The sequence below is a fragment of the Desulfosarcina alkanivorans genome, assembly GCF_009688945.1.
GTDB lineage: Bacteria > Desulfobacterota > Desulfobacteria > Desulfobacterales > Desulfosarcinaceae > Desulfosarcina > Desulfosarcina alkanivorans.
Window position 1 is genome coordinate 1,806,974 of the sequence record NZ_AP021874.1, and the last position, 24,680, is coordinate 1,831,653.

The window sequence follows — 24,680 nt, forward strand, 5'->3', positions numbered from 1 at the left end:
AACCTCATTCATGGCATGACGATTTCATTTCTGCACCAGCCGGCAGACAGGCCCGCCTGCCGGCTGACCCCCGACCCCCGCCGCCGGGGTTCGGCAACAGGACAGGGAAGCCATGGAAAAGACCATCAACCGAGTCTTTGTAAACCGGACCGATCAATACAGAAACCGGCTGGCCGTTGAAAAAAAGCGCAACGGTCGATGGGAAGGCGCCACCTGGCGCCAGTATTATGACCGGTCGCGGGCGGTGGGGCTGGGACTGGCCGCACGGGGTGCCGAAAAGGGCGATCGGGTGGCCCTGCTGGCTGAAAACCGCCTGGAGTGGCTCTACACGGACATGGGCACACTGGGCATCGGGGCCGTCCTGGTTCCCATCTACACGACCCTGACCGCCGAGGAAGTCGCCTACATTGTGGGCAACGCCGGCGCCCGGATCCTGGTGGTGGAAGACCCCGTACAGGCCGAAAAGGCGCTTTATGCAGCCCGGCGCTGCCCGCACCTGGAAACCATCGTGGCCATGGAAGCCGGAACACTCACCCACGCCGGCCTGATCTCTTTTGCCGCATTGATGCAATCCGGCCTGGCGGCCCACCGGGCGGATGCGACCGCCTTCGAAAAAAAGGCCCGTGCCGTAGCTCCGGATGACCTGGCCACCATCGTCTACACGTCGGGCACAACCGGCGTGCCCAAGGGGGCCATGATCACCCACAGGAACATCATGGCCGTCATCGAGGCCCTTGACCGGATCACCCCCGGGTATGCCAATGAGGCGGACCAGGCCGTCCCCTTTCTCCCCTTGAGCCACGTGTTCGAACGGGCCGCCGGCCATTTTTACGGAATGTACAAGGGAATCACCGCCTCGTATGCCCAGAGCGTGAACACCGTTCTCGACGATTTCTCGGAAAAGCGCCCCACCATCATCCTGGCCGTTCCCAGGGTCTGCGAGAAGGTCTACCAGAAAGTTCTCATGCAGGTTGCGCAACAGCCGCCATGGCGCCGGAAGGTCTTCGACTGGGGGCATCGCATCGGCGTCCGCATCTCCACGCTCCGGGAAGAGAAAAAAACGGTGCCGGCCCTCCTTCACCTGAAATACCGGCTGGCCTACGCCCTGATATTCAAACGCCTCCGCCGGGCGCTGGGCGGGCGCGTGCGGTGGATGACCGCTTCGGGGGCGCCCACCGCACGGGAAATCATCCTTTTTTTCAACGCCGCCGGCATCCAGGTCGTGGAGGGCTACGGCATGACTGAGTGCTTCGCGCCGGCCACCATGAGCAATCTGGCCGACTACCGGATCGGAACGGTGGGCAAGCCCCTGCCGGGCGTGGAAATCAGGCTGGCCGAAGATGGAGAAATTCTCATACGCGGCGACAATGTATTCAAGGGCTACTGGAAGATGCCCGCCGAGACGGAAGCGGCATTCACCGAAGATGGCTTTCTGAAAAGCGGGGACATCGGAAGTTTCGACGGCGCCGGATTCCTTAAAATCACCGATCGCAAAAAAAACCTGATCATCACTTCCGGCGGAAAGAACATCGCCCCCCAGAAAATCGAAAACCTTTTTTTAAGCGACCCGCTGTTCACCTATTTCATCGTCATCGGCGAGCGCCGCAAATTTTTAAGCGCCCTGCTCACGGTCAACCTGGACCAGGCCGCCCTGATTGCACAGCAGCAGGGCATCGCCTTCGGCGATGCGGCGGAACTGCTGGACCACCCCTCGTTCGTGGGCATCGTCGACGCCCATGTGGCCGAACGGAACGGCCACCTGGCCCGCTACGAGACGATCAAGCGCTACCGGATCATCAAAAAAGCGTTCTCCCGGGAAAACGGCGAGCTGACCCCGTCCCTGAAGTTGAAGCGCAATGTGGTGCAGGAACGATACGCCGGCCTGATCGAGTCCATGTACGCCGATGCGTGAGTCAGGATCGAGGCATGGCGGATCGACGGACTGAAGACCGGAAGCGGCGCGGAGCACCACGAGCGGTGCCCGCCGATCCATAAACCACCAACGACAAACCGGAATCCAACATCCCGAAACCTGGTACGAACGAGGACACAGCAATCATGAGCCATTCTTTGACGCAGGTGGATCCCATGGTGGTTCGCAGCCGGATCAGCGTGCCTTACACCTGGTGGGCCGGTGATACGGCCGGTCGGTTTCTCAGCGCCCTGCGCGACGAGCAGACGATCCTGGGAACCCGCTGCGAACGCTGCCAGAGGGTTTTCGTGCCCCCGAGAAAGGTCTGTCCGACCTGCTTTACCCCCAACGACGACTGGACGGCCGTTTCCGATGAAGGGACGGTGACCGCATTCACGGTGGCCAGGCGGCAGCTGGCGGCGATTGCCCGGCCGGTGCCGGTGATCTTCGCCCTGATCCGCCTGGACGGCGCAGATACGGCGCTGCTGCACACCATCGGCCGCACCGATCCGGACCGGGTCGCGATCGGCATGCGGGTCAGGGCCTGCTTTTCAGGGAAAGCCGGAGCAACGATAGCGGCCATCTCCCACTTTGAACCGGTGGACCACCAGTAATCTCGAATTTACGGGAATATCGCTATGGACAGCGCAGCAATTGTAGGCATGGGGATGACCGCCATCGAGAAGAACAAGACCGGCGACAATTTTGCCGACATGGCCTGGGAGGCGGTCAACCTGGCCCTGGCCGATGCAGGGATGTCCATCGACGACATCGACAATGTGGTCACCACGTCCAACGATTTCTGGGACGGGCGCACCATCAGCTGCATGGCGGTGAGCGACGCCAGCGGTGCCCGCGACAAAAACGTCTCCTGCGTGGAGGGAGACGGCACCTTCGGCGCATTTTATGGATTGACGCGCATTCTGTCCGGCGCTTACGGCACCACCCTGGTGACGGCCCACAGCAAGGGCTCGGAAAGCGTCTCCAGCCTGATCACCAATGCCGCCTTCGACCCCATTTACGAACGCGCCATCGGCATGGATATGATCAGTGCCTGCGCCATGCAGGCCAATGCCTACCAGCACCGCACCGGCACCACGGCCCGCCAGCTGGCCCGGGTGTCGGTGAAGAATCACGGCAATGCCCGCCACAACCCCAAGGCCCAGCTGCCCATGGCGATCACCGTGGACGATGTGCTGGCCTCGGAAATGATCTGCGATCCGCTCCACAAACTGGACTGCTCGCCGGTGTCCGACGGCTGCTGCGCCCTGATCATCGCCGGCAGGGATCGGGTGGGCTGCGGGACCAAACCGCCCGTGTGGATCAGGGGCGCGGCCTTTTGCACGGACGCCTATCACCTCGGGGACCGGGATCTCTCCCGGGCGGCGGCCCTGACCCGGGCAGCCAGAAAGGCCTTTGCCATGGCCGGTATCACCGATCCGTCCGGGCAGGTCCATGTGGCCGAGCTTTACGACGCCTTCACCTACCAGGAATTGATGTGGCTGGAAGCCATGGGATTATGTGCCGACGGCCAGGCCGGAAAACTGGTGGAAGCCGGCGCCTTCGACATCGGCGGCCGGCTGCCGGTGAACCCCTCGGGCGGACTGCTCAGCGGCCATCCGGTCATCGCCGCCGGCCTGATCCGCATGGCCGAGGTGGTCCGCCAGCTGCGCGGCGAGGCGGGCGGCGCCCAGGTCCGGAATCCGACCGTGGGCGTGGCCCAGGGGGTCAACGGGCTTTGCGGGCAGTCGCACTGTGTCTGGATTCTTGGAACCTGAAGTCGGCGGACAGAAACCGGACATCGGACATCAAACGGGATTCAGGCTGTCTTCTGTGATCGCATACAGATGGCAGATTCCGGTTCAGGACAAGGCCGCAGCGAGGTTGAAACCGCAGGCGCAGCAGCGCTGCACCGAGGATTTCAGCCGAGCGAGAACGCCGGCCTGGGCCGAAAGATGCCGTCGGAATGCGATCACTGACAGAGGAGAAAAAAATAATGAGCAGACAACGCGTCGCCATCGTCGGCACCGGCCAGACCTATCATAAAAGCCATCGCCCGGACGTGAACGGCCAGGAGCTGATCAACGAAGCGGTCCAGGCGGCCCTGGCTGATGCGGACCTGACCATCGGCGACATCGATGCCATCGTGATCGGCAACATGGACCATTTCGAGGGCATCAATTACGTGGACTGCTGGAGCGTTGACGGATCCGGCGGGTTCATGAAGCCGGTGATCAAGCTCACCACCGGGGGCACCACCGGCAGCACCCTGGCCATCGGCGGCTATCACCTGGTGGCCTCGGGCCTGTTCGACCGGGTACTGGTGATCGGCTGGGAGAAAAACTCCGAGTCGGACACCACCGGCGCCATCACCACGGCATTCGACCCGGTCTGGGACCGCCTGGTCTTCGCCGGCGCCATTTCGGGGCTGGCGGCCGAGGCCCAGGCGTACATGGCCAGATACGGAGCCACGGACCGCGACGGGGCCCGCGTGTCGGTGCGGGACCGCAGACACGCCTGCAGCAACCCCTACACCCAGCTGCGCAGGGAAGTGACCATCGACGAGGTGCTGGCGTCTCCCATGCTGGCCGACCCCATTCACCTGCTGGATGTCTGCCCGCGCACCGACGGGGCCTGTGCCGTGATCATGGCCGGCGAACACGTGGCCGAACGGATCAGCGCCAGACCCGACTGGATCTGGGCCACGGCCAACCGGCACACCTACACCTGCCTGGGGGATGCCAACTTCGGCCGGCTGGATTCCATGGCCGCCGCCTCCCGGGAGATCTACCGCAAGGCGGGCATCCGGGAACCGGTCAAGGAAATCGGCGTCATCGAGATGTACCAGCCCTACTCCTTCGCCGGCATCATGTGGATCGAGGATCTGGGGCTGGCGGAGCATGGCGGGGGGGCCGAACTGGTCTGGAGCGGCGCCACGGACATGGGCGGTGAAATCCCCATCAACCCGTCCGGCGGGGTGATCGCCTGCAACCCCATCGGCGCCACGGGCCTGATCCGCTGCGCCGAAGCCGCCCTGCAGGTGATGGGCAGGGCCGGAGACCGGCAGGTGCCGGACGTGGACCTGGCCCTGAGCACCGGGTTCGGCGGGTGCTTCTGGACGGACATCCTGCTCCACGGCAGGAGAAAACCGGATTTCTGATGTCGAAGGCCGGATGTCCGAACGGAGACGACCGGGGTAAAAGGATTGAGGGATTGATACCGATGGTGATGCGTGAACAGTGAACGGAAACGGTAAACCCTTTACCTGAAACTCCGGGACCATTCCCAAAATTCTGACTGCGTCCCCTCGCCCCTTTGGGGGAGAGGGACAGGGTGAGGGGGATATGAGATGGAGGGATTGAGGGTACGCCTTCCAGCCGCGTTCCATCTTGTATGAGCCATCCGCGTTGGGCTTATCCAGTCAATAACGCCTGACGCCGCAAACGCTCTAAACGATAATAACCTTCTTGACCAACAAAACGGACCGAAGGAGCCCACCATGCCAGACACAGCCCCTGTCATCATTGAATCGGGGACGGCCGCACAGCCGTTCAATTATGCCGTCGGTCTTCACGGCAGCCTGTTTTTGCGGGAACTGAGGGACCACCGCCGGTTCATGGCCGTCAGATGCCCCCGGTGCGCCACGGTGTACATCCCGCCGCGCCGGGTGTGCGGTGCCTGTTTCGTGGAGATGGACGATTGGGTCGAGGTGGGGCCTGCCGGCACCATCGGCACCTTCACCATCCTCCGCTATGCCTTCATCGACCCGGAAACCGGAGAACAGAAACCGGTGCCCTATGGGTACGGCTTCATCCGGCTGGATGGGGCCGACACCCTCCTTCAGCACTACATCGATATCCAGGACGAATCCAGGGTTAAAATCGGCGCCCGGGTGGAACCGGTCTTTTCCGACACCCCCAAGGGGACGATCAAGGATATCCGGTATTTTCGAATCACCGATCAATGCTGAACCCCTTCAGACGGGCCCTTCGCCTGCCCGGCCGGCTGGGCGCCCGCCTGATCACCGGAACGGAAAAAGTCCGCTGCGGATACGGCAACGGGGACTGCCTGCTGGTCGACTGCCGCCACGGCGTCTTTGCCGTGGCCGATGCCACCGAGCGGTTTCCCCAGGCATCCCGCCGGCTGCTCGGGCAGCTGGCCCATGCGGTGTGCCTGAACGGGCCGCCGGGCGACGAACTGGAGTTCAAGGGTCTGCTGGAGCGAATCTGGTCCCGTCAGAAATATATCCATCGCACCACCCTCAGTTGTGTGGTGGTGGTCCCCCATGGCGGAGGGGCGATCATGGTCGCCAACAACGGGGATTCATCGGTAACGCTCGTGTCACCGGACGACGGCCGTCTTCTCTTCCGGTCCGGGGCGGACATGAATTTTGCGGGCCGCAGCCAACACCCCAATCCGGTTTCGACCCTGGCGATGAGCGGCGTCCCCCCCCTGACCCTGCTGGCCACCGACGGTGCGGGCAAGGTGGCCGAACGCCTCGACCGGGCGCTCTTGAAAACCCCCTATCGCATCGTCGAGCGGTTGACCGGCCAACGGCAAAGCGGCCATGGAGAGACGGACGACATGGGGGTGATTGCCCTGGCAACGCGGGACAGGGTCGCCGATACCGGTGAGAGCGTCATCATGGGCGGTACGCGTCCGGGTGTGGAATCGGCCTTTGGTCGACGCACCGGTGAAATGGCAGCCCTGGATCGCTGGGATGAGCTGGCGGCCTGGAAGCATCATCCGGAAGGGCTTGCGAGGGCGGGGATACAGATTTTTTAATGTCGATCCACAAAACGAAAACAAAGACAGCTCCGGGAATCCGATACCATCGCCGGGTGGCGGTTCGATCACCGATTCGGTGTATTCCACATCGCCGGCCGGAACAAAAATTCCGGGATCGCTTTCGAAACCAGGGCCGGGGTCGTCCTCAACGCCGCCGTTTCCCTGAAATCAAAAAGGCCGCCGCCGGATCGATGCCGGCAGCGGCCTCACCAATTGTCATGACATCAGGGTCCTATGCCGATTTTTTGAGACGATAGGCGTCCAGCGCCTTGTGCAGGGTCTTGACGGCCAGCTGGATGCAGTGGTGCTTCTTGACCGGAATCTCCTCGAGGACGTTGAAAACGACGCCGTCGTCGATGGTTCGGGCATAGTCCAGATCCTTGCCCTTGATCAGGTCCACCACCGCCATGGCGGCGGAAATGGCGCCGGCGCATCCCATCACCTGATATTTGGCATCACCCACCACACCATTGTCCATCTTGATGTAGATCCCCATGGTGTCGCCGCAGGAACCGGTCATCTGGGAGGTGATATCCGGATCGGCAATCTGGCCCATGTGCGGTTTGTTGATGTAGTAATTGATGGCCGTCCTGGAGTAACCGGAGGCGGTCAGCATCTCTTCAATACCCTTGGTGTCTTCTGGCGTTGCCGCCTGGATCTGAGTCATGTCTCATTCCTTCTAAATAGCGATGGTTATTGCGTAAAGCGAAGTGAAACGAATAAACCTTTCTGCTATCGGTGTCAAGGTCCGGCAGGAAAATACGAAGGCCCGAAAGCCTGAATGCCTCGGTGGAGTTGCCGGACAAACATCGGTTTCAAGCTTGTCAAACCGGGCAAAAACGGATAACAGACGGGGCATCGGTCGATTCCGTCAAAACTCCCTGAAAGGTTGATGCCATGAAATGCCGACGCACGATAGGAGTGTGGTTGTTGATGGGCCTTGCGCTGTGGGGCTGCAGCAGTGCCGGGCATCCGTCCAGGGCGATATGGACGGCCGGACCGGAATCCCGTGAAGTTGACAACCGGTGGTTCAATGCGCGCGTAGAACCCCGAAAAGGCGCATCCGCCTTCTACTCTTTTTTTCTCCTCACGATCACGAATAAAAGCGATTCGGACCTGGTGGTCGATTGGAACGACAGCCGTTATCTGTTCAACGGCAGCCCCCGGGGGATGCTGGTGTTCGAAGGGATCGACCCGCAACAGGTAAAAAACGCGACGGTACCACCGGAAACCATCGCACCCGGTGCAGTCTTTTCACGTGTCGTCATGCCGCTTGAACGGATCGCCTGGCGCCCCCTGAAAGAGAACACGACCGACCGCCGGGGCATCACCCCCGGCATGTTGCCCGCCGGCGAAAACGGCATCCGCCTGGTGGTTCGACGCGACGACGGGCGGATGACCCTGCCCCTGTCTGTCCGCATCGCCCGGAGAGAGGCCCCCTGACGGGAAACCCCGGCCTGCCGCGGGTTGCGTCTGTACGGAACCGCCGTAACCATCACGTCCCGACATTTTCAAAAAAACGTTTCACGGCGCAGTCAGGATCAGGCACTCAGACGAAGCCGCTCCTGATCGAGGATGTGGTTGCCGATGCGGGTCACCAGCCGCAACCCCAGGCCTGCGTCATCCGCCCGGACCACCTTGCCGGCGATCGGCAATGCGCGCCGACCGGCCAGAGCGATGGTGCCGCGGACGATGCGCGAATGGGCCATGCCATGGTCCGATGCCAGGCGCATGCCGGCGGCGCTCAGGTCCAGGACGGGAATCGAGCGGCCGTCAATGGTGCATCGCGGACGCCGGTCCACAGGATAAACCAGCCGGCCGTGCCGCCGCCTTTCATTGGCCGGTCCGTCATCGCGCGTTCCCTGGACCCCGTCATCGGCTGCCGGCAGGGAGGCCTTCCTTCTGGCCGTGAGCGACGCCTCGATGTCCAGCAGGTCGGACATGATCTGCTGACGGGCCGCCTCGTCGCCGTCAACCGCATGGGAAGGGGACAAGCGGTCCGCCGGAGGGGGCGGGGAAGAAGGCGGTTGCGCTGCGGTTGTCCGCGCGGCCGGGTCCGCCGTCGGTTCCTGGAACATGCGCATCCGCTCGCGGGCCTCGATCAACGTATGGGTCAATGCCTTCAAGCGGGACTTTTCCTTTTCCAGTCGATCTTCGGCACAGACCGCTTCGGCAGCGGCGGTTTCCTCTGATTTGCGGATGCGCCGGGCCTGCTCCCGGGCCTTGTCCGCCTCGACCGAGGCTTCCCGGGCCGCCTGCCGGGCGGCAATCACCCGGTCGCGGGCCTTTTCCGCCACGGCAATGGCCTCCGCCATGGCCCGTTTGACTTCGATGTCCAGCAAAAGCGCACGGGACTTGGCGGATTTGGCGGCAATGACGGCATCCATGCTTGCCTGTCTGGCCGATTCATGCTGGCGGCTGGCCGATGTCACCGCCGCCGCCGCCGACGTCACCGCCTGTCGGGCGGCCGGCAGCGCCGACTCCGCCTGATGCAGGCGCCGCGCGGTAATGGAAACCGCCGCTTCAACGGTTCGGGTGTTCGGTTCGGGAAGCACGGGGGCCACCTCCCCGGCCGCATCCTCGGCCGGGTCGGTGTTGAAATTGATGGTAAAGTGAAGGTCGGTCGATTCGTGTCCGCCGGCGGCCGCCGGCCGGGCCGTGGCCGCTGCCGATTCGGGGGCGTGACGGGGATCCTGATCCGAAAGGAACCCTACCGCTTTTTCATAGGCGCAGGTGAGCAGTTCCATATCCTCCTGCCGGTCGCCGCCTTTTCCGGTGCCGGCATCCTGGTGAAACTGGTCAATCATCCGGTGAAGATCGGCGTAGGCCCGGTTGGCGTCATCGATGGTGGCATCCGGCGGCAAATCCAGCAGCTTCAGGCTCGCTTCCAGTCCCATATCTTCCTTTCCGTTGAAAAACAGCATCGTGGCCTCAAAAGGGTCGGGTCATTGGTTGAACAGCACGATGTCTCGATTCTACAAGTTCCATGCCACAGAAAAGAATTAATCCGGTGAACGAAAAAGCCGGATTTCATGCCTTGGGAGGAGTCACCACCCGCTTCCGGGGGCGGTCCGGTGTCAAATAGATGGCAAGTGAGTCAAAAATCGGGGGCGTGGCCGCTCAGGGAATGCGGTGGTAGGTTTCAATGGCGCCTTCTCCGGGAAAGGCCAGGGTCAGCCGCTCGCCCAGCCGGGTGTACCGGGCATCGACAACCTCCGCATCCGCTTCACCGTGCCGGATCTCGAACTGGATGCCGTCCGCACCCACCAGCCGGTATTTTCCGGAAACGGGCATGCCCTCGTTGTCGACGGCATGAAACCCGCCATCGACGGCAAATTCCACGCTGGCGCTGCCTTCCATCGCTTTCCAGCGGCCGACGAGGCTCGGCCCGGAAGCACAGCCATGGGCGGCAAGCACCAGAGTGATCAGGGCAATCAGGATCCGGCCGCAGGGCCGGTGAGAATGGGTGGATGTCATGGTCGGCCTCTTTCGCTGTCCGCTTTACCCGACAGGATAATCGGCACCGCAAGGAAAATCAACGCCAAAGTGCCAACCGGCCGGCCAGGTTGACAACCGGTGCCGCGGCTGTTAGTCAAATTAGTTGTACGCTTTGTGACAACAAAAAGGAACCGCCATGCAAACGTCATACAACCTGGCGACGCTCGGTCTGTCCGATTATGCGATCCGCACCTATCTCTCCCTTCTCGAGGACTTCCCCACCAATGGATCCCAGTTGAGCAAACGGTCGGGCATCCCCCGCGCACGGATCTACGATGTCCTGCAAACCCTGAGAAGGCGGGGATTTGTGGCCGAGGCCAGCAAAGGGACCTTTGTCCCGCTGCCGCCCGACGAACTGATCAAACAATTGCGGCAGGACCACGAAAAAGACCTCGATCGTTTCAAACAGCTGGTCGACCGCGTCCGGGCGCCGGCGGACCACGACTTCATCTGGACCGTAACCGGCTATCACCGGGTGCTGGACAAGGCCGTGGAAATGATCGAGAGCGCCCGCCGGGAAATCTACATCCGGCTGTTTCCGCAGGAGGCCGAAAAGCTGGTCCAATCACTGAAGAAGGCGGAGAAGCGGGCGGTGCAGGTCAAATGTATTTTCATGGAACCGTTTCCCCGGACCTTTGCCATCCAGGTGACCCACCCGCAGCATGAAGTGGTGGAACGCAACCTGGGCGGGCGCTCCTTCGACCTGGTGGTGGACAAAGCGGAGTTTATCGGCGGCCTGTTCACGGCGGGAGACATCGATACGTGCCGCATCAACTGGGGCCGCAACCGATGGTTCGTCACCACCGGGCGGGACAGCCTGAGGCACGATTTTTTCCACTATTTCCTCTACAAAATCCACACCCTGCACCAGCCCCTCGATGACAATGAGAAGCGATTTTATGAAATGATTCAAAATGACATGTAGGTCCTGAGGCAGCCGGGGCCGCTGTTACTGGGAAACCTTCAGCCGCGTGGGCGTCATGATGGTGGCGGCCTCTTTTCCGTCAAGATCCGGCCGGTACATGGTGGCGGCGTCCATGGCATAGGTCCAGGGCAGCCCCTCCCGTTTCCAGCCGCCGTCCCAGCGTTTGCCGTAGTATACGCTGGTTGGGTTTTTGTTTTTCCCGCCTTCGAAGCCCCCCATCATGTTGAAGACCCTGTCTTCGCTGAAGCCTGCATTGACGGCTTCGTCGCAGGCCGTGCAGCTGCGGCCGCCGCTGCGGCACAAGACGATGAGGGTGTCCTGATCCGGGTTGAACCGCGCCCGCAGTTCGTTTGCAAAATCGGGATTGGCCACGGTCGCATACCCCGTTTTGCCGGCGGTGGTGGAGAAAAAACGCAGGGGAATGTGGTGGGCCCCCACCGGATGCCCCACAAACTGGTATTCCGCCCGGGTCCGGCAATCCACCAGAAAGGTGTGATCGGGGTCTTTCCGGACCATTTCGTATGCCTGTACAGGCGTGACGTCGCCCCCGAGGTGCGCCTTGCCGGCCTGATAGGCAAACCCGCCTGCCGAAGCGCCGGCGGACATCGCAAGCACCATTGCCAGAGTGAAAAAAATGCCTTTGCGGATCATCATCGGACCTCCTTTAACGGTTTGGGTAGCTGATCTGGGGAACGATCACACCGCCATTGGCCTGTCGTTCCCATTCGTCCATGTCGGCCATGACCCGAAATAAAGGAATGGCGGCGGCATGGGTTGCCGTTTGGGTGGCGGAGATACCTGAACAGACGGCAAGCGGTGCATTCACGACAATGGCCCGCCGAAGGCGAATGAATGAGCAGAGGGCGCGCGAAAGGCAGGAACAGCGAGGAATCGGACCGTGCGATGGGAACCCCGGAAAGGATAAGAAAAGCCTATACCCGGTCCGACCGGAATGTCAACAGGGAAGACGGGCCGCAGCGCCCGGCAGATAAATATTGACAAACCGGTGCCTGAAACACAAAAAATGGCATATGCCCAATAAATAAAACCACTCCCCTCCCTGACCCTTTCGCTGAAGCAGCAATTACGGCCGCGTGAGCGATTGCAGAGCACGGGCTTTGAATAACGGCGCCCAACATGGAGGTATACATGTGAAACTGACGGTGCTGGTCGACAACAACACCCTGATCGATCGCTATTTCCTCGCCGAACCGGGAGTCGCCTTCTACATTGAAATCGATGACCGGCGGGTGCTCTTCGATACGGGCTACTCGGACGTTTTTATGAAAAATGCGGCCAAGATGGGCATCGACGTGCTCGATGTCGACACGGTGGTGCTCTCCCACGCCCACCTGGACCACACCTGGGGGCTGCAGCATCTGATCCAGGCCTATGCCGAACGGCGGTTCGAAAACCGACCGCTCAAATGCCCCGCCCTGGTCGCCCATCCGTCCATATTCGACCGGCGCTTCATCCCCGGCCTCGGCGATATCGGCTGTCTGGTGCCGGAGGAAACGGTCCGCCAGTATTTTGAACTGCAGCTGTCCCGGAAACCGCAGTGGCTGCATCCGGACCTGGTATTTTTAGGAGAGATCCAAAGAGAAAACGAATTCGAGGCTTGCGATCCCATCGGCCGCATCCGGCAGGCCGATACCGAAACGGATGATTTTCTGCTGGATGATTCATCCCTGGCCTACCGGTCGTCTCGGGGGCTGGTGATCATCGCCGGGTGCGCCCATGCGGGCATCTGCAACACGGTGGCCCAGGCCATGCGGGTCTGTGACGACACCCGCCTGGCGGACATCATCGGCGGGTTCCACCTGCTGGATCCGACCCAAAAGCAGTTGAACAAAACCGTTGAAAAGCTGGCGGCGTGGGAGCCGAAAACCCTCCACGCCTGCCACTGCACCGATTTGAAATCCCGATTGGCATTGTCACGGGCAGCCGACCTTCAGGAGGTCGGCGTGGGACTTGAACTGAATTACGAAAACTGAAAAAGGAGAAAATGATGCGACGAGGGAAGCGAATGGCGGCGATGGTGATGGTGTTGCTTGCGGGCGCCCTGTATGGTGGGCCGGCGGCCGGTGCGGAGGGCACGGTCAAGATGGGCGTCGCCGGCGCCCACAGCGGCGATCTGGCCTCCTATGGCATTCCCACGGTAAAGGCCGCCGAACTGGTGGTCCAAAACATCAATGCCAGGGGCGGCGTACTGGGAAAACCGGTGGAACTGGTGGTCGAGGACGATCAGTGCAAGACCGAAGTGGCCGTCAACGTGGCCACCAAACTGCTCACCGAAGACGTGAGCGTGGTGCTGGGGCACATCTGCAGCGGGCCGTGCAAGGCATCGCTGGGAATCTATGCCACCAAGGGGGTGATCCTCATGTCCCCCTCCGCCACCAACACCGACCTGACCAAAAGCGGCCAGCACGGCAACTTCTTCCGGACGATTGCCCCGGACGATGCCCAGGCCCGGACCCAGGTCGATTTCTGCCTGAATGAACTCAAGGCCGGAAAAATCGCCATCGTACATGACAAGGGCGATTACGGCAAAGGGCTGGCCGTGTTCGCCAAAGGCTTTCTGGAAAATGACGATCGGGGCGAACTGGTGCTTTTTGAAGGCATCACCCCCGGTGCGGTGGACTACTCGGCAGTGATCAACAAAGTCAAACGCACCAGAGCCGACGTGCTCCTGTACGGCGGTTTTCACCCCGAGGCGTCCAAGCTGGTCCAGCAGATGCGCCGGAAAAAAATGAAGACGATCTTCATTTCCGATGACGGTGTCAAGGATATCACGTTCATCAAAGTGGCCGGCCGGTATGCCGAGGGCGTTTACGCCACCGGCCCCACGGACACCACGGGCAACCCGCTGGCCATCGCTGCCATCGAGGCGCACCGCAAGGCCTACGGATCGGATCCCGGGGCCTTTTACCTCAACGCCTACGCGGCGGCGACCGCTCTTCTGGAAGGCATTCAAATTGCCGGCAGCACCGACTATGAGGCGGTTTCCAAGGCGCTGCGGAGCAACTATTTCGATACCCCCCTGGGGCATATCAGCTTCGATCAACGCGGCGACGCCATCGGGGTGGGGTTTGCCGTGTTCCAGGTAAAGGATGGACAATACGTCGAGGTCAATTAAGCGATCGGAATCCATGGGCCAGAAAACGCCTGGCCCGTGGAACAAGTTCACGTGTCATTGCACCCTTTTCCTTCTCTGCATTCGTATAGCCAATGCGATATCGTCATCCCCATCCAACAGACCACCCGGGCCGGGCCTGAATTCCCTTGACACCAACCGACCGGATTGGTAGATGTTGTCCTGTTCGTGACAACATTTTTCCCGGGGCAGCCGTATATTCCTGAATCGTCTTGTCAATTCTTATTTCCTGCCTGCCCATCCGGGGGCGAGCAGGCCCGTAAAGTGAGGACCCATGAAGCAGATACTGATATTGGGCGCCGGCCTGGTGGCCCGACCTGCGGTTCGATACCTGCTCGAAAAAGGCGGCGTCCGGGTGGTCCTGGCCGATCAGGCCGTGGAGAAGGCCGACGCCATCATCGACGGACACCCCAATGGCCGCGCCGTCCGGTTGGATGTGGCCGATGCGGAAGCGCTGGACCGGCATGTCTCGGCGGCCGACATCGTGGTCAGCCTACTGCCGTGGACCCTGCACCCGCGAATCGCCGCGATTTGCCTGGCCCACGGCACGCACCTGGTCACCGCCTCCTATGTCAAGGAGGAGATGCAGGCCCTCCATGCCCGGGCAAAGGAAAAGGGCCTTACCTTCCTGAATGAGGTGGGGGTGGACCCGGGCCTGGACCACATGTCGGCCATGCAGATCATCGACACGGTCCAACGGGACGGCGGCCGCATCGACAGTTTCTTCTCCTATTGCGGGGGCCTGCCCGCCCTGGAGCACAACAACAATCCATTGGGATACAAGTTCTCCTGGAGTCCGGAAGGAGCCATGCTGGCAGCCACCAATGACGGTCGCTACAAAGAGCACGGTCAGGTGATCGACGTTCCCGGGGATGAACTGTTCAGGCATTACTGGCTGAAAAGTGTTCCCGGCGCAGGCGTTTTCGAAGCCTACGTCAACCGCGACGCCCTTCCCTACCTTGACATTTACGGGATCCGGGATGCCGCCGGCATGTACCGGGGAACCCTGCGCAACATCGGCTACTGCGAGACCTGGGATTTCATCAAGCAACTGGGACTTCTCAACCAGCAGATGAAATTCGATTTCGATGAACTCACCCCCCGCGAGGTGATCGCCAACATCGTCAACTGCCGGGCGGAAGATATTCGCAAGGGGGTGGCCGCCTACCTCAACATTGCGGAGCACTCCCTGACCCTCAAAAAACTGGAGTGGCTGGGGCTGCTCTCCGACCGCCGGTTGAAAATCGGTACGGCATCGGTCTTCGACATGTTCGCTCACACGCTCAAGCACCGGCTGGTCTACGACGATGGCGAAATGGACCTGCTGGTCATGCACCACGAATTCGAAGCCATCTACCCCGACCTGCCCCGGCAGCGCATCCAGTCCACCCTCATCGACTGCGGCATTCCCGGCGGTGACAGTTCCATGTCGCGCACCGTGGGCTACCCGGTAGGCATTGCCGCCGGCCTTCTGGCCGACGGGGAGATCACCCTGACCGGCGTACTCAGGCCGGTATATCCACAAATCTATGAACCCATCCTGGCCCAATGCAGCCGCATGGGCATCCGCTTCAATGAACGGCGATCCGACCTGGACGCCGACGAACGCAGTTATTGGGGAGACTGAAAATGACGAAGACACTGTTGATCCGGGCCGAAGACAAAAACCGCTGGGAGCGGCGGGCGCCCATCGTCCCGGCAGACCTGGCAGATATCCTGGCAGCCACCGGCGGACGGGCCTTTGTGGAGACGTCGGACAAGCGCTTTTTCGGCATGGACCGGTACACGGCAGCCGGGGCCTCGGCCTGTACGGGCATGGCCGACGGGGATGTCATCTTCGGGGTGAAAGAGATTCCCATCGAAAAGATTATTGACGGCAAGACCTATCTCTTCTTCTCCCATACCATCAAGGGACAGTCGGACAACATGCCCCTTCTGCAGCGCATCATCGACAGCGGATCGACCCTGATCGACTATGAGAAAATCACCGATGAACAGGGCCGCCGGCTGATCTACTTCGGGCCCTATGCCGGGGATGCCGGAGCCATCGACATCCTCTCGCTCATGGGCGAACACTGGGCCGACAAAGGCATCGACACCCCCTTTGCCGCGGTCAGGCGGGCACACCAGTACGAATCGGTCGAAGCGGCCAGGACGCACCTCGCCGACATCGGCCGGACGATTCGCCGGGAGGGCCTGCCTGCGCAATTGTGCCCCTTCACCGTGGGCATCCTGGGCTACGGCAATGTGTCCAAAGGCGCCCAGCAGATCTTCGACTGCCTGCCGACCGAACGCATTGCCGCCGACGACGTCAATGCCTTCGTTGCCGACAGTCGCGGCGACCGCCATACCGTATACCTGACGGTGTTCAGGGAACAGGATCTGGTGCGGCCCAGGGCCGCCGGCACCACCTTCGACCTCCAGTCGTATTACGATCATCCGGAGCGCTACGAGAGCCGGTTCGAGCAGTTCCTGCCCAGCTTCACCCTTCTGGTCAACGCGGTATACTGGGAGAAACGCTACCCCCGGTTCGTCACCTGGCAGGCGTTGAAGCGCCTGGCCGAAGCCACCCCGGTTCCCAAGCTGGGCGGCATAGCAGACATCACCTGCGACACCTTCGGTTCCATCGAGTGCAACGTCAAGTCGACCGACAGCGACATGCCGGCCTACCGGGTGAATCCCGCGGCGGCAACCACCAGCGACAGCCACCTGGGAGACGGGATCGTCCTGCTGGCGGTGGACAACCTGCCCTGTGAACTGCCCAACGACAGTTCGACGTTTTTCAGCAACCAGTTGAAACCGTTCGTGCCCGCCTTGTTGGCGGCCGACTATGGCGGCACCCTCGATGCGTCGGGGCTGCCTCCCGAAATCAAAAAGGCGGTGATCGTTTACAACGGCCGGCTGACGGAAGATTTCGAATACCTCAACAACCATTTAAAATAACCCCAGAGGGAGAAAACGATGAACATCGTGGTTCTCGGCGCCGGACTCGTCGGTGCCCCCATGGCAAAGGACCTTGCCGGTGACGCCGGCGTGCGGGTCACCGTGGCCGATATCAGCGACACGGCCCTGGCCCGACTGAGCGGACAGGACGGCATTCAAACCGTAAAGGCAGACCTGGCCGACCAAACGGCCCTGGCAGGGGTCATGGACGGTGCGGACATCGTGGTCAGCGCCGTTCCCGGTTTCATGGGGTTTGCCACCCTGAAAGCCATCATCGAGGCGGGAAAAGATGTCGTCGATATCGCTTTTTGTCCCGAAGACCCGCTTTTGCTGGACGCCCCTGCCAGGGAAAAGGGCGTCACGGCGGTGGTGGACTGCGGGGTGGCGCCGGGCATGAGCAACATGCTGACGGGCCACTGCCACAGCCGTCTGGACCGCACCGATTCCGCCATCATCTACGTGGGCGGCCTGCCCGAAATCCGCCGGTGGCCTTATGAGTACAAGGCGGTGTTCTCGCCGATCGATGTCATTGAGGAGTATGTACGGCCGGCATTTTACGTGGAGAACGGGACGATGGTGAAGCGGCCGGCGCTCAGCGATCCGGAGTATATCGATTTTCCGGGCGTCGGTACGCTGGAGGCCTTCAATACCGACGGGCTTCGCTCGCTGGTCAAAACGCTTGAGATTCCAAACATGAAAGAAAAGACCCTGCGCTATCCCGGCCACATCGAGAAGATGGCCGTGCTGCGCGAATCGGGTTTTTTCAGCACCGCGCCCGTGGAAGTCAACGGTGCCATGATCCGGCCGCTGGACCTGACCGCCAGACTGCTCTTTCCCATGTGGCAGTTGAAGGAAGGGGAGGTGGACATCACCTTGATGAAAATTGTCGTCGAAGGTGAAAAAGCCGGCCGGCGGATCCGGTATACCTGGGACCTTTTTGATCGCTACGACCCGGCGACCCGGGTCCACTCCATGGCCCGCACCACCGGTTATACGGCCACCATGGCGGTCCGGCTGATCAGGGACGGCCATTTCAGCCAGAAGGGGGTGACCCCTCCGGAACGCATCGGCATGGTGCCGGAATGCGTGGCGTTCATCCTCGACGGCCTGGCCCGGCGGGGGGTGGAATACCGCGAGACGGTAGAGAAGCGGTAAGTCCAGGAAGGCCCGGATGCGCATGCATCCGGGCCTGTATTTCGGCAGGATTCGGGCTGAAGGCGTTTAGGTCGGGAGGCGTTCCCTCTTTTCTATCCAATCGAACCAGCCGGACAAATTAAACCGGCCCTATCGAACTGTCCCTCCCCTCCAGCCGCAAACTAAAAACCAGGAACCACAAACCGTCGCCCTTACAGTATCTGGCTGAGGAACAGCTTGGTCCGGTCGTGTGTGGGGTTGACGAAAAAGTGCTCCGGGGTCCCCTCCTCCACGATGGCGCCCGCATCCATGAAGATCACGCGGTCGGCCACTTCCCGGGCAAAGCCCATCTCGTGGGTCACCACCACCATGGTCATGCCCTCCTTGGCCAGGGTTTTCATGACGTCGAGCACTTCCCCGATCATCTCCGGGTCCAGCGCCGAGGTGGGCTCGTCGAAAAGCATCACCTTGGGGTCCATGGCCAGGGCCCGCGCGATGGCCACCCGCTGCTGCTGCCCGCCGGAAAGCTGGTCCGGAAAGACGTCTTTCTTGTCAACGATCCCCACCTTTTCGAGCAGGGCCATGGCCTTCTTCTCGCTGTCGCCGCCCGACCGTTTGCGCACCACTTTCTGGGCCAGGGTCACGTTTTCCAGAACGCTCTTGTGGGGAAACAGGTTGAACGACTGGAAAACCATGCCCACTTCCGCACGGATTTTGTTGATGTCCGTCTTTTGGGCCAGGATGTCGATCCCGTCGATAAAAATATGTCCGCTGGTGGCATGTTCCAGGCGGTTGAGGCATCTCAGGAAGGTACTTTTTCCCGAACCCGAGGGACCGATCACCACCACCACCTCAGCGGCTGCGATGTTGGCCGTCACATCCACCAGTGCATTGATTTCATGGGGCGCATAAAAGGTTTTATATACATTTTTTGCCTGTATCACGATGTCGCCATCCTCCTCTCAAGATGTTGCACGTACATGGAAAGGGTAAAGGTAAGCACCAGGTACAAAAGCCCCAGAAGGATGTAGACTTCAAAGGGCTGCAGCGTTGCCGTAACGGCTTCCCGGGCCGCCTTGGTCAACTCGCGGATGGCAATGATCCCCAGCAAAGAGGAATCCTTGATCAGGCTGATGAACTGTCCGGCAAGGGGGGGCAGGATCCGCCGAAGGGCCTGTGGGAGAATGATGTATCGCATGGACTGGGCATAGGTCATGCCCAGTGATCGGGCCGCCTCGGTCTGGCCGCGGTGTATGGACTGGATGCCGGCCCGCACGATTTCCGACACGTAGGCGCCGGCAAAGCAGGCCAGGGAGGCGACGCCGTACCAGAGGGCCGGGATCTGCCCGAACCCGTAGGCATATAAGAGGTCATTGATCAGGGTTCCCAGGACGAAGTACCAGATCAGTATCTGGACCATCAGGGGAGATCCGCGGATCAGTTCCACATAGACGATGGATGTCCAGCGCAGGGCCGGGTTGTCGGAAATGCGCATCAACCCGCTGATGATGCCGATAATCACGCCCAATATCGTGGCCAGCACGCTGATCTTGAGGGTGATCCACAACCCGATGACCAGCAGGCCGGGTTTCCAGCGCTGGTAGCGGGCCAGGCTATCCCCGGGGGAAATGAACTCCCCTTCGGTCACCCGCAGGCTCTCGGCGGGAGCGGTATAGCTTTCCTCTTCACCGATCCCCTTGACCGTAATGATCACCTCGCTGCCTTCCGTCCGGATGGAAGACACTTCGCCGTCGACCTCGGAGGTAATATCGATGTCGTCCTGGTAGGCAAAATAGATGGGCGTGCGGTTCCATCTCCAGTTGTACTGGATCTTCTGGGTGGCGTAGTAGAACAAGCCCAGAAATACCAGCACGCCAAAGCAGAAAACCATGACCCACTTGTTGTAGCCGGCGGGTCGTCCCGTAATCCGTTGATTGTTTTCATCGCTCATGGTTGCATCTTCTTCCTGCTGGGGTAAACGCGTGGGGGCAGTGGGTTCAGGGGGCTGTCGGGATCCGGCGCCATGGCAACACAGGCCGGCCGAAAAGGATCCGGCCGGCCTGTGGGTGGATCATGGTCACCAATCTGTTCACGTCAATCGATTATTCGAGTTCTTTCTTCCAGTCCGAACTCAGGATCCATTTATTGTAAACTTTTTCGTAGAACCCGTCTCCCTTGCACTGCATGAGGAAGTTGTTCAGGAAATTCAGGAAGTCCGGGTCGCCCTGGTTGATGGCCCAGGCCAGCGGTTCGTAGGTGAACGGCTGATCCAGAAATACGGTCTTGCCCTGGCCCTGGCTGGAGTAGAGAACACCGATGAAGGGAAGATCGTAAACCAGCGCATCGGCCTTGCCGTTGATCACTTCCATGCCGCCTTCGGCCTCGGACTCGAACCCTTTATAGGTGGCCTTGGGAATCATGCGTTTGATGGCCTGCTCACCGGTGGTGCCCATGCGGGAGGTGAGGATGTACTTGGGATCGTTGAGATCCTTGTAAGATTTGACCTTGCCTTCGTGCTTCTTGTTGAGAAGAATGGCCTGCCCCACGACGATGTAGGGGTTGGAGAAAGCGACTTTCAGGTTTCTCTCCTGGGTGATGGTCATGCCGCCCATGATGATGTCGAACTTGTCGGTGACCAGGGCGGGAATGATGCCGTCCCAGGCGGTGTTGACGGGAACGAACTTGACGCCCATGGCCTTGGCCATCCGCCGTCCGAAATCCATGTCGAAGCCGATGAACTCACCTTTTTTGTTCGTCATTTCAAAGGGCATGTAACCGGACTCGAACCCGACGCGCAATTCACCGCGCTCCAGGATTTTCTGGATGTGAGATTTTTTGGCCAGTTCGATGTCCGCGCCGAAGGCCGATCCCATGCAGAAGGTCAGGACGGCAACAATCGCCAGTGCGGTAAATAAACCTCTTTTCATACGTGCTCCTCCTCCTTAGATAGATTGAAACATAACGAAGCCGCCGGCCGGCGGCTGGATCCACAGTGCCGCTGAAGAAAAAGCCATTTCGGGAGAACCCCGAAGTGTCATCCATCCACAGGGATAAATGCCGTTCACTAAAAAATGATGGATACAAAGACAATCAACTTTTATAATAAGTTAGGGACAAAGTAAAGCCCTGATTGGCAGCGAAGGCCGCCCCATCCCCGCGGGTCAGGCGCTCAGGACCTGAAACCGGCGCAGCAGCGCTTCGCTTTCCGGCGTTTCCCGGACACCCGCCATCAGCTGGTCCGCATCCTGGCCCTGCTGACCCAGTTCGGCGCTCAGGCACCTGATGTACTCCCGAAGGATCCGGCCGTCGAACTCGGGATGGAACTGGACCCCCCAGGCCCGCCGCCCAATGGCAAAGGCGTGATGGGGGTCCATATCCGATGCGGCCAGCAGGGTGGCCCCGGCCGGCAGTTCGAGCACGCTCTGGCTGTGACAGGCATGCACGGGCAGCGACGTTTCGGGCCGGCCGCCGAGCAGGGGGTCCTGCCGCCCCGGTTCGGTAAGCCGGATCGTGACCGTACCGATTTCCCGCCCCCGCGGGTTGTCACCCACCACACCGCCCATGGCGTGGGCCAGCAATTGATGGCCGTAGCAGACCCCCAGAACCGGAATATCCGCTTCGACCGCCTGTTTGAGCCACCCGGCGGTCTTCTCGCTCCACGGGTGTCTGTCCGTCACCATGTCGTGGGACCCGGTGATGATGATGCCGCCCAGCCCCGCCGCTTCCGGCAGTACGCCCCCGGAAAAAGGACTGACCGTTTCGATGGCGGACGCCGACCGGTCCATGCGCGCGATGAACCAGTCTTCAAAGTCACCGAGCCGTGCCGCCATATCCGGAAAGGTACCGCCGGTCTTGACGATTAAAATGGGTTTCATGGGTGGTGCCGATCCTCCGGGGTTGAAAATTAAAAGCCTTCAATAAACGGCCCATACGCTGCTGTCAAGGTTCTCTGCACACCGGCTGCGGCCGTTCCCGGGGGGACTATGGCCTTGACTTGATGCCGCGCCCGGGGATAAAAGAACACCCATTGATCCAGCTGGCCTGACCGCTTCCCGCCACCGGAGGCGCCATCCACCCAATCGAACCATCATCCGTCCAGGAGGGCTGAATGCCGGAACCATCCACCATCCGACTCGATAAACTGCTCGACCACCCCGCGGTTGCGGACGCCGTGGCCGATGTCAATCTGGAACTGAAGGAGAGAATCGCCTACCAGCCCCCGGCGTGTGAGGTGTTCGACCGGAAATTCACCACCCTGGAAACCGACCCCGGGTACCAGTTCGACATCGACAAGGAAGCCCGCCGCCGGTTGTCCCACATCATCGGCAACACGGTGCAGCGGGTCGTGGGAAGCGATGACCCCGGCGATGCCGCCGGGGCCGACTATGGCAAGGCACGCCGGATCGGCATCGTCTTCTCCGGCGGCCCGGCCCCCGGCGGCCACAACGTCATCGCCGGCCTGTTCGACGCCGCCAGACGCGTCAATTCGCAGACGCGGCTGTTCGGATTCCTCATGGGGCCCGACGGCATCATCGACGGCGACTACGTTGAGCTGACCCGTGACCTGGTGGATCGCTATCGAAACGTGGGCGGGTTCACCATGATCAAGACCGGCCGCACCAAGATCGACAACGAGAAGAAAATGACCCTGTCCCGGGAAACCTGCAAGCAACTGGGGCTGGACGCCCTGGTGGTGGTCGGCGGGGACGACTCCAACACCAATGCCGCCTTTCTGGCCCAGGAGATGTTTGCCGACGGCATCCAGGTCATCGGCGTTCCCAAGACCATCGACGGCGACATTCAGGTTCGCGACGCCCGGGGCCGGGTGCTCTGCGCCATGTCCTTTGGATTCCACACCGCCGCCCGCGCCTTCTCCCAGGCCATCGCCAACCTGTGCACCGACGCCAGTTCGGACGTGAAGTACTGGCACGTGTGCAAAGTCATGGGCCGCGTGGCCAGCCACCTGGCCCTGGAAGTGGCCCTTCAGACCCACGCGAACATCACCCTGATCGGCGAGGACCTGGCCGACTATGTGGACCATGCCCGCCTCGAAAAAGCCGAACGGGAGGGCGTGGTGGACTACACCGCCTACGGCATGACCCTGCGGCACCTCTCGAGGGTGATCTGTGACGCCATCATGGACCGGGCCGCCGTGGGAAAAAGCTACGGCGTCCTGGTGATCCCCGAAGGGGTGCTGGAATTCATCAACGAGATCCAGACCTTCATCATCAAGTTCAACACGATCATCGCCAACTACAACCAGGTGCACGACCGGGATTTTCACACCGCCTTTCCCACCCTGGACGACAAGCTGGAGTACCTGCGCCGCCTGGTGAGGGGCATCCGCAAAGACGTCTCCTATAACGTGTGGAATGCCCGGGACGACGAGCTGTTCAACGACATTCCCGCTTTCTTCCAGGAAGGGCTGCTCACCGAACGGGACAGCCACGGCAATTTTCAGTTCTCCCAGGTCAAGACGGAAAAAGTGCTCCTCGACCTGGTGAAAGACTACCTCAATATCTTAAGGGAGAAGGGCCGCTACAAAATCGGCATCGATGCGGCACAGTTCGCCAAGACGATGCAGAAGGGGGGGCTGGACCCGGAGCGCTACGGCCCCGTTCTTTTCGACAACTGGGAACAGGCGCGCTACCTGATGATCAAAAAAAACATCATCTCCAGAAAAACCCTCACGGCAGCGCTGGTCAATGCCGGCTTTCTGGGCGCCGACGATCCCATTCCGCCGCCGGTCGAGAAGATCTTCGAGCAGTCCGTACCCAAGCTGAAAACCCAGACCCACTTCTACGGCTACGACGGCCGGGGCAGCGATCCGACCCGGTTCGACTGTATCTACACCTACAACCTGGGCCGGACCGTATTCAGCCTGATCGCCAACGGCGCCACGGGACAGATGGCCGCCATCCTGAATCTGGAGCAGGATTTTTCCAGCTGGCGCCCCATCGGCATCCCCATTGCCCCGCTCATGCACCTGGAAGAGCGCAAGGGGAAACTGGAACTGGTGCTGGAGAAAAGCATCGTGGACGTCAACGCCCCCGCCTTCCGGGTGGTCCAGGCGCTGCGCGGCCACTGGCTGGCCGCCGCCCCGGGAGAAGACCACTACCGCCACCCGGGCCCCATCCGGTTTGCGGGCAACAGCGAGGAGAACCGCCCCATCACGCTGCTGCTCAACGCCATGGGGGGGCATCTGTGCGGGCAGGAGGAGAAGGCGGGCGAATAAGGAAATCCGCACAAAAATACCCGGGACCCGGGGAGAGTCATCCCTGAAAAGGCTGTCGACAGCCATCTAAATTGCAATCAAGGGTCCAAAA

At 61.1% G+C, this 24,680-nt stretch carries 23 protein-coding genes; 14 read left to right on the forward strand and 9 right to left on the reverse strand.

Annotated elements, in window-relative coordinates; translation table 11 throughout:
• Positions 1–112: 112 nt before the first annotated feature.
• The 6 genes from DSCA_RS07985 to DSCA_RS08010 all read left to right on the forward strand — a co-directional run bounded on the left by DSCA_RS07985 (position 113) and on the right by DSCA_RS08010 (position 6,697).
• The gene (locus DSCA_RS07985; protein ID WP_155315925.1) at positions 113–1,912 is read left to right on the forward strand and encodes an AMP-dependent synthetase/ligase; all 1,800 of its coding nucleotides are present in this window, start codon (positions 113–115) and stop codon (positions 1,910–1,912) included.
• Between the two features lie 146 nt (positions 1,913–2,058).
• Positions 2,059–2,526, forward strand: a complete 468-nt coding sequence (locus DSCA_RS07990) for a Zn-ribbon domain-containing OB-fold protein (protein ID WP_155315926.1) — start codon at positions 2,059–2,061, stop codon at positions 2,524–2,526.
• A gap of 24 nt (positions 2,527–2,550) precedes the next feature.
• Positions 2,551–3,690 carry a thiolase family protein gene (locus tag DSCA_RS07995; protein WP_155315927.1) on the forward strand — a complete coding sequence of 380 codons (1,140 nt, stop codon included), beginning with the start codon at positions 2,551–2,553 and terminating at the stop codon, positions 3,688–3,690.
• 218 nt (positions 3,691–3,908) lie between these two features.
• Positions 3,909–5,072 carry a thiolase C-terminal domain-containing protein gene (locus tag DSCA_RS08000; protein WP_155315928.1) on the forward strand — a complete coding sequence of 388 codons (1,164 nt, stop codon included), beginning with the start codon at positions 3,909–3,911 and terminating at the stop codon, positions 5,070–5,072.
• Between the two features lie 339 nt (positions 5,073–5,411).
• A complete protein-coding gene (locus tag DSCA_RS08005) occupies positions 5,412–5,882 on the forward strand; it encodes a Zn-ribbon domain-containing OB-fold protein (RefSeq protein ID WP_197904761.1) in 471 nt (156 codons plus the stop codon).
• Positions 5,876–6,697, forward strand: coding sequence for a hypothetical protein (locus DSCA_RS08010; RefSeq protein ID WP_155315929.1), 822 nt, complete (start codon positions 5,876–5,878; stop codon positions 6,695–6,697). The genes DSCA_RS08005 and DSCA_RS08010 overlap by 7 nt, the downstream gene beginning before the upstream one ends.
• A 235-nt stretch (positions 6,698–6,932) precedes the next feature.
• Here DSCA_RS08010 and DSCA_RS08015 read toward each other — a convergent pair whose 3' ends face one another.
• Positions 6,933–7,367, reverse strand: coding sequence for an iron-sulfur cluster assembly scaffold protein (locus DSCA_RS08015; protein ID WP_155315930.1), 435 nt, complete (start codon positions 7,365–7,367; stop codon positions 6,933–6,935).
• A gap of 266 nt (positions 7,368–7,633) precedes the next feature.
• On the opposite strand from DSCA_RS08015, the gene DSCA_RS08020 reads away from it, so the two are divergent.
• Positions 7,634–8,143, forward strand: a complete 510-nt coding sequence (locus tag DSCA_RS08020) for a hypothetical protein (RefSeq protein WP_155315931.1) — start codon at positions 7,634–7,636, stop codon at positions 8,141–8,143.
• Positions 8,144–8,241: 98 nt separating this feature from the next.
• Here DSCA_RS08020 and DSCA_RS08025 read toward each other — a convergent pair whose 3' ends face one another.
• Positions 8,242–9,624, reverse strand: coding sequence for a PilZ domain-containing protein (locus DSCA_RS08025; RefSeq protein WP_155315932.1), 1,383 nt, complete (start codon positions 9,622–9,624; stop codon positions 8,242–8,244).
• A gap of 196 nt (positions 9,625–9,820) precedes the next feature.
• Positions 9,821–10,177, reverse strand: coding sequence for a hypothetical protein (locus DSCA_RS08030; RefSeq protein WP_155315933.1), 357 nt, complete (start codon positions 10,175–10,177; stop codon positions 9,821–9,823).
• A 157-nt stretch (positions 10,178–10,334) separates the two neighbouring features.
• Between DSCA_RS08030 and DSCA_RS08035 the strand changes: the two genes are divergently transcribed.
• Positions 10,335–11,123: a TrmB family transcriptional regulator gene (locus DSCA_RS08035; RefSeq protein ID WP_155315934.1), complete on the forward strand. Its 789-nt coding sequence runs from the start codon at positions 10,335–10,337 to the stop codon at positions 11,121–11,123.
• Positions 11,124–11,147: 24 nt separating this feature from the next.
• On the opposite strand, the gene DSCA_RS08040 is transcribed toward DSCA_RS08035, so the two are convergent.
• Positions 11,148–11,777, reverse strand: a complete 630-nt coding sequence (locus tag DSCA_RS08040; protein ID WP_155315935.1) for a rhodanese-like domain-containing protein — start codon at positions 11,775–11,777, stop codon at positions 11,148–11,150.
• 10 nt (positions 11,778–11,787) lie between these two features.
• Positions 11,788–11,949: a hypothetical protein gene (locus tag DSCA_RS08045; RefSeq protein ID WP_155315936.1), complete on the reverse strand. Its 162-nt coding sequence runs from the start codon at positions 11,947–11,949 to the stop codon at positions 11,788–11,790.
• Between the two features lie 325 nt (positions 11,950–12,274).
• On the opposite strand from DSCA_RS08045, the gene DSCA_RS08050 reads away from it, so the two are divergent.
• The 5 genes from DSCA_RS08050 to DSCA_RS08070 all read left to right on the forward strand — a co-directional run bounded on the left by DSCA_RS08050 (position 12,275) and on the right by DSCA_RS08070 (position 18,375).
• Positions 12,275–13,117: an MBL fold metallo-hydrolase gene (locus DSCA_RS08050; RefSeq protein WP_155315937.1), complete on the forward strand. Its 843-nt coding sequence runs from the start codon at positions 12,275–12,277 to the stop codon at positions 13,115–13,117.
• A gap of 11 nt (positions 13,118–13,128) precedes the next feature.
• Positions 13,129–14,259, forward strand: coding sequence for a branched-chain amino acid ABC transporter substrate-binding protein (locus DSCA_RS08055; protein WP_197904762.1), 1,131 nt, complete (start codon positions 13,129–13,131; stop codon positions 14,257–14,259).
• A 292-nt stretch (positions 14,260–14,551) separates the two neighbouring features.
• Positions 14,552–15,904: a saccharopine dehydrogenase C-terminal domain-containing protein gene (locus tag DSCA_RS08060; RefSeq protein ID WP_155315938.1), complete on the forward strand. Its 1,353-nt coding sequence runs from the start codon at positions 14,552–14,554 to the stop codon at positions 15,902–15,904.
• A gap of 2 nt (positions 15,905–15,906) precedes the next feature.
• Entirely contained in the window at positions 15,907–17,220 is a 1,314-nt protein-coding gene (locus tag DSCA_RS08065) for a bifunctional lysine ketoglutarate reductase /saccharopine dehydrogenase family protein (RefSeq protein ID WP_155315939.1), read from the forward strand.
• 18 nt (positions 17,221–17,238) lie between these two features.
• Positions 17,239–18,375, forward strand: coding sequence for a saccharopine dehydrogenase family protein (locus tag DSCA_RS08070; protein WP_155315940.1), 1,137 nt, complete (start codon positions 17,239–17,241; stop codon positions 18,373–18,375).
• 191 nt (positions 18,376–18,566) lie between these two features.
• Here DSCA_RS08070 and DSCA_RS08075 read toward each other — a convergent pair whose 3' ends face one another.
• From DSCA_RS08075 to DSCA_RS08090, 4 genes are all read right to left on the reverse strand, one after another.
• Entirely contained in the window at positions 18,567–19,298 is a 732-nt protein-coding gene (locus tag DSCA_RS08075) for an amino acid ABC transporter ATP-binding protein (RefSeq protein WP_155315941.1), read from the reverse strand.
• Positions 19,295–20,305, reverse strand: a complete 1,011-nt coding sequence (locus DSCA_RS08080; protein ID WP_155315942.1) for an amino acid ABC transporter permease — start codon at positions 20,303–20,305, stop codon at positions 19,295–19,297. Before DSCA_RS08080 ends, DSCA_RS08075 begins: the two co-directional genes overlap by 4 nt.
• Before the next feature lie 151 nt (positions 20,306–20,456).
• The gene (locus DSCA_RS08085; RefSeq protein ID WP_155315943.1) at positions 20,457–21,281 is read right to left on the reverse strand and encodes a transporter substrate-binding domain-containing protein; all 825 of its coding nucleotides are present in this window, start codon (positions 21,279–21,281) and stop codon (positions 20,457–20,459) included.
• Positions 21,282–21,515: 234 nt separating this feature from the next.
• On the reverse strand, positions 21,516–22,229 hold the full coding sequence (locus tag DSCA_RS08090) for a glutamine amidotransferase (protein ID WP_155315944.1): 714 nt from the start codon (positions 22,227–22,229) through the stop codon (positions 21,516–21,518).
• 233 nt (positions 22,230–22,462) lie between these two features.
• Between DSCA_RS08090 and DSCA_RS08095 the strand changes: the two genes are divergently transcribed.
• Complete coding sequence (locus tag DSCA_RS08095) at positions 22,463–24,589, forward strand: 6-phosphofructokinase (protein ID WP_155315945.1); 2,127 nt, start codon at positions 22,463–22,465, stop codon at positions 24,587–24,589.
• The last annotated feature ends 91 nt before the right edge of the window (positions 24,590–24,680 follow it).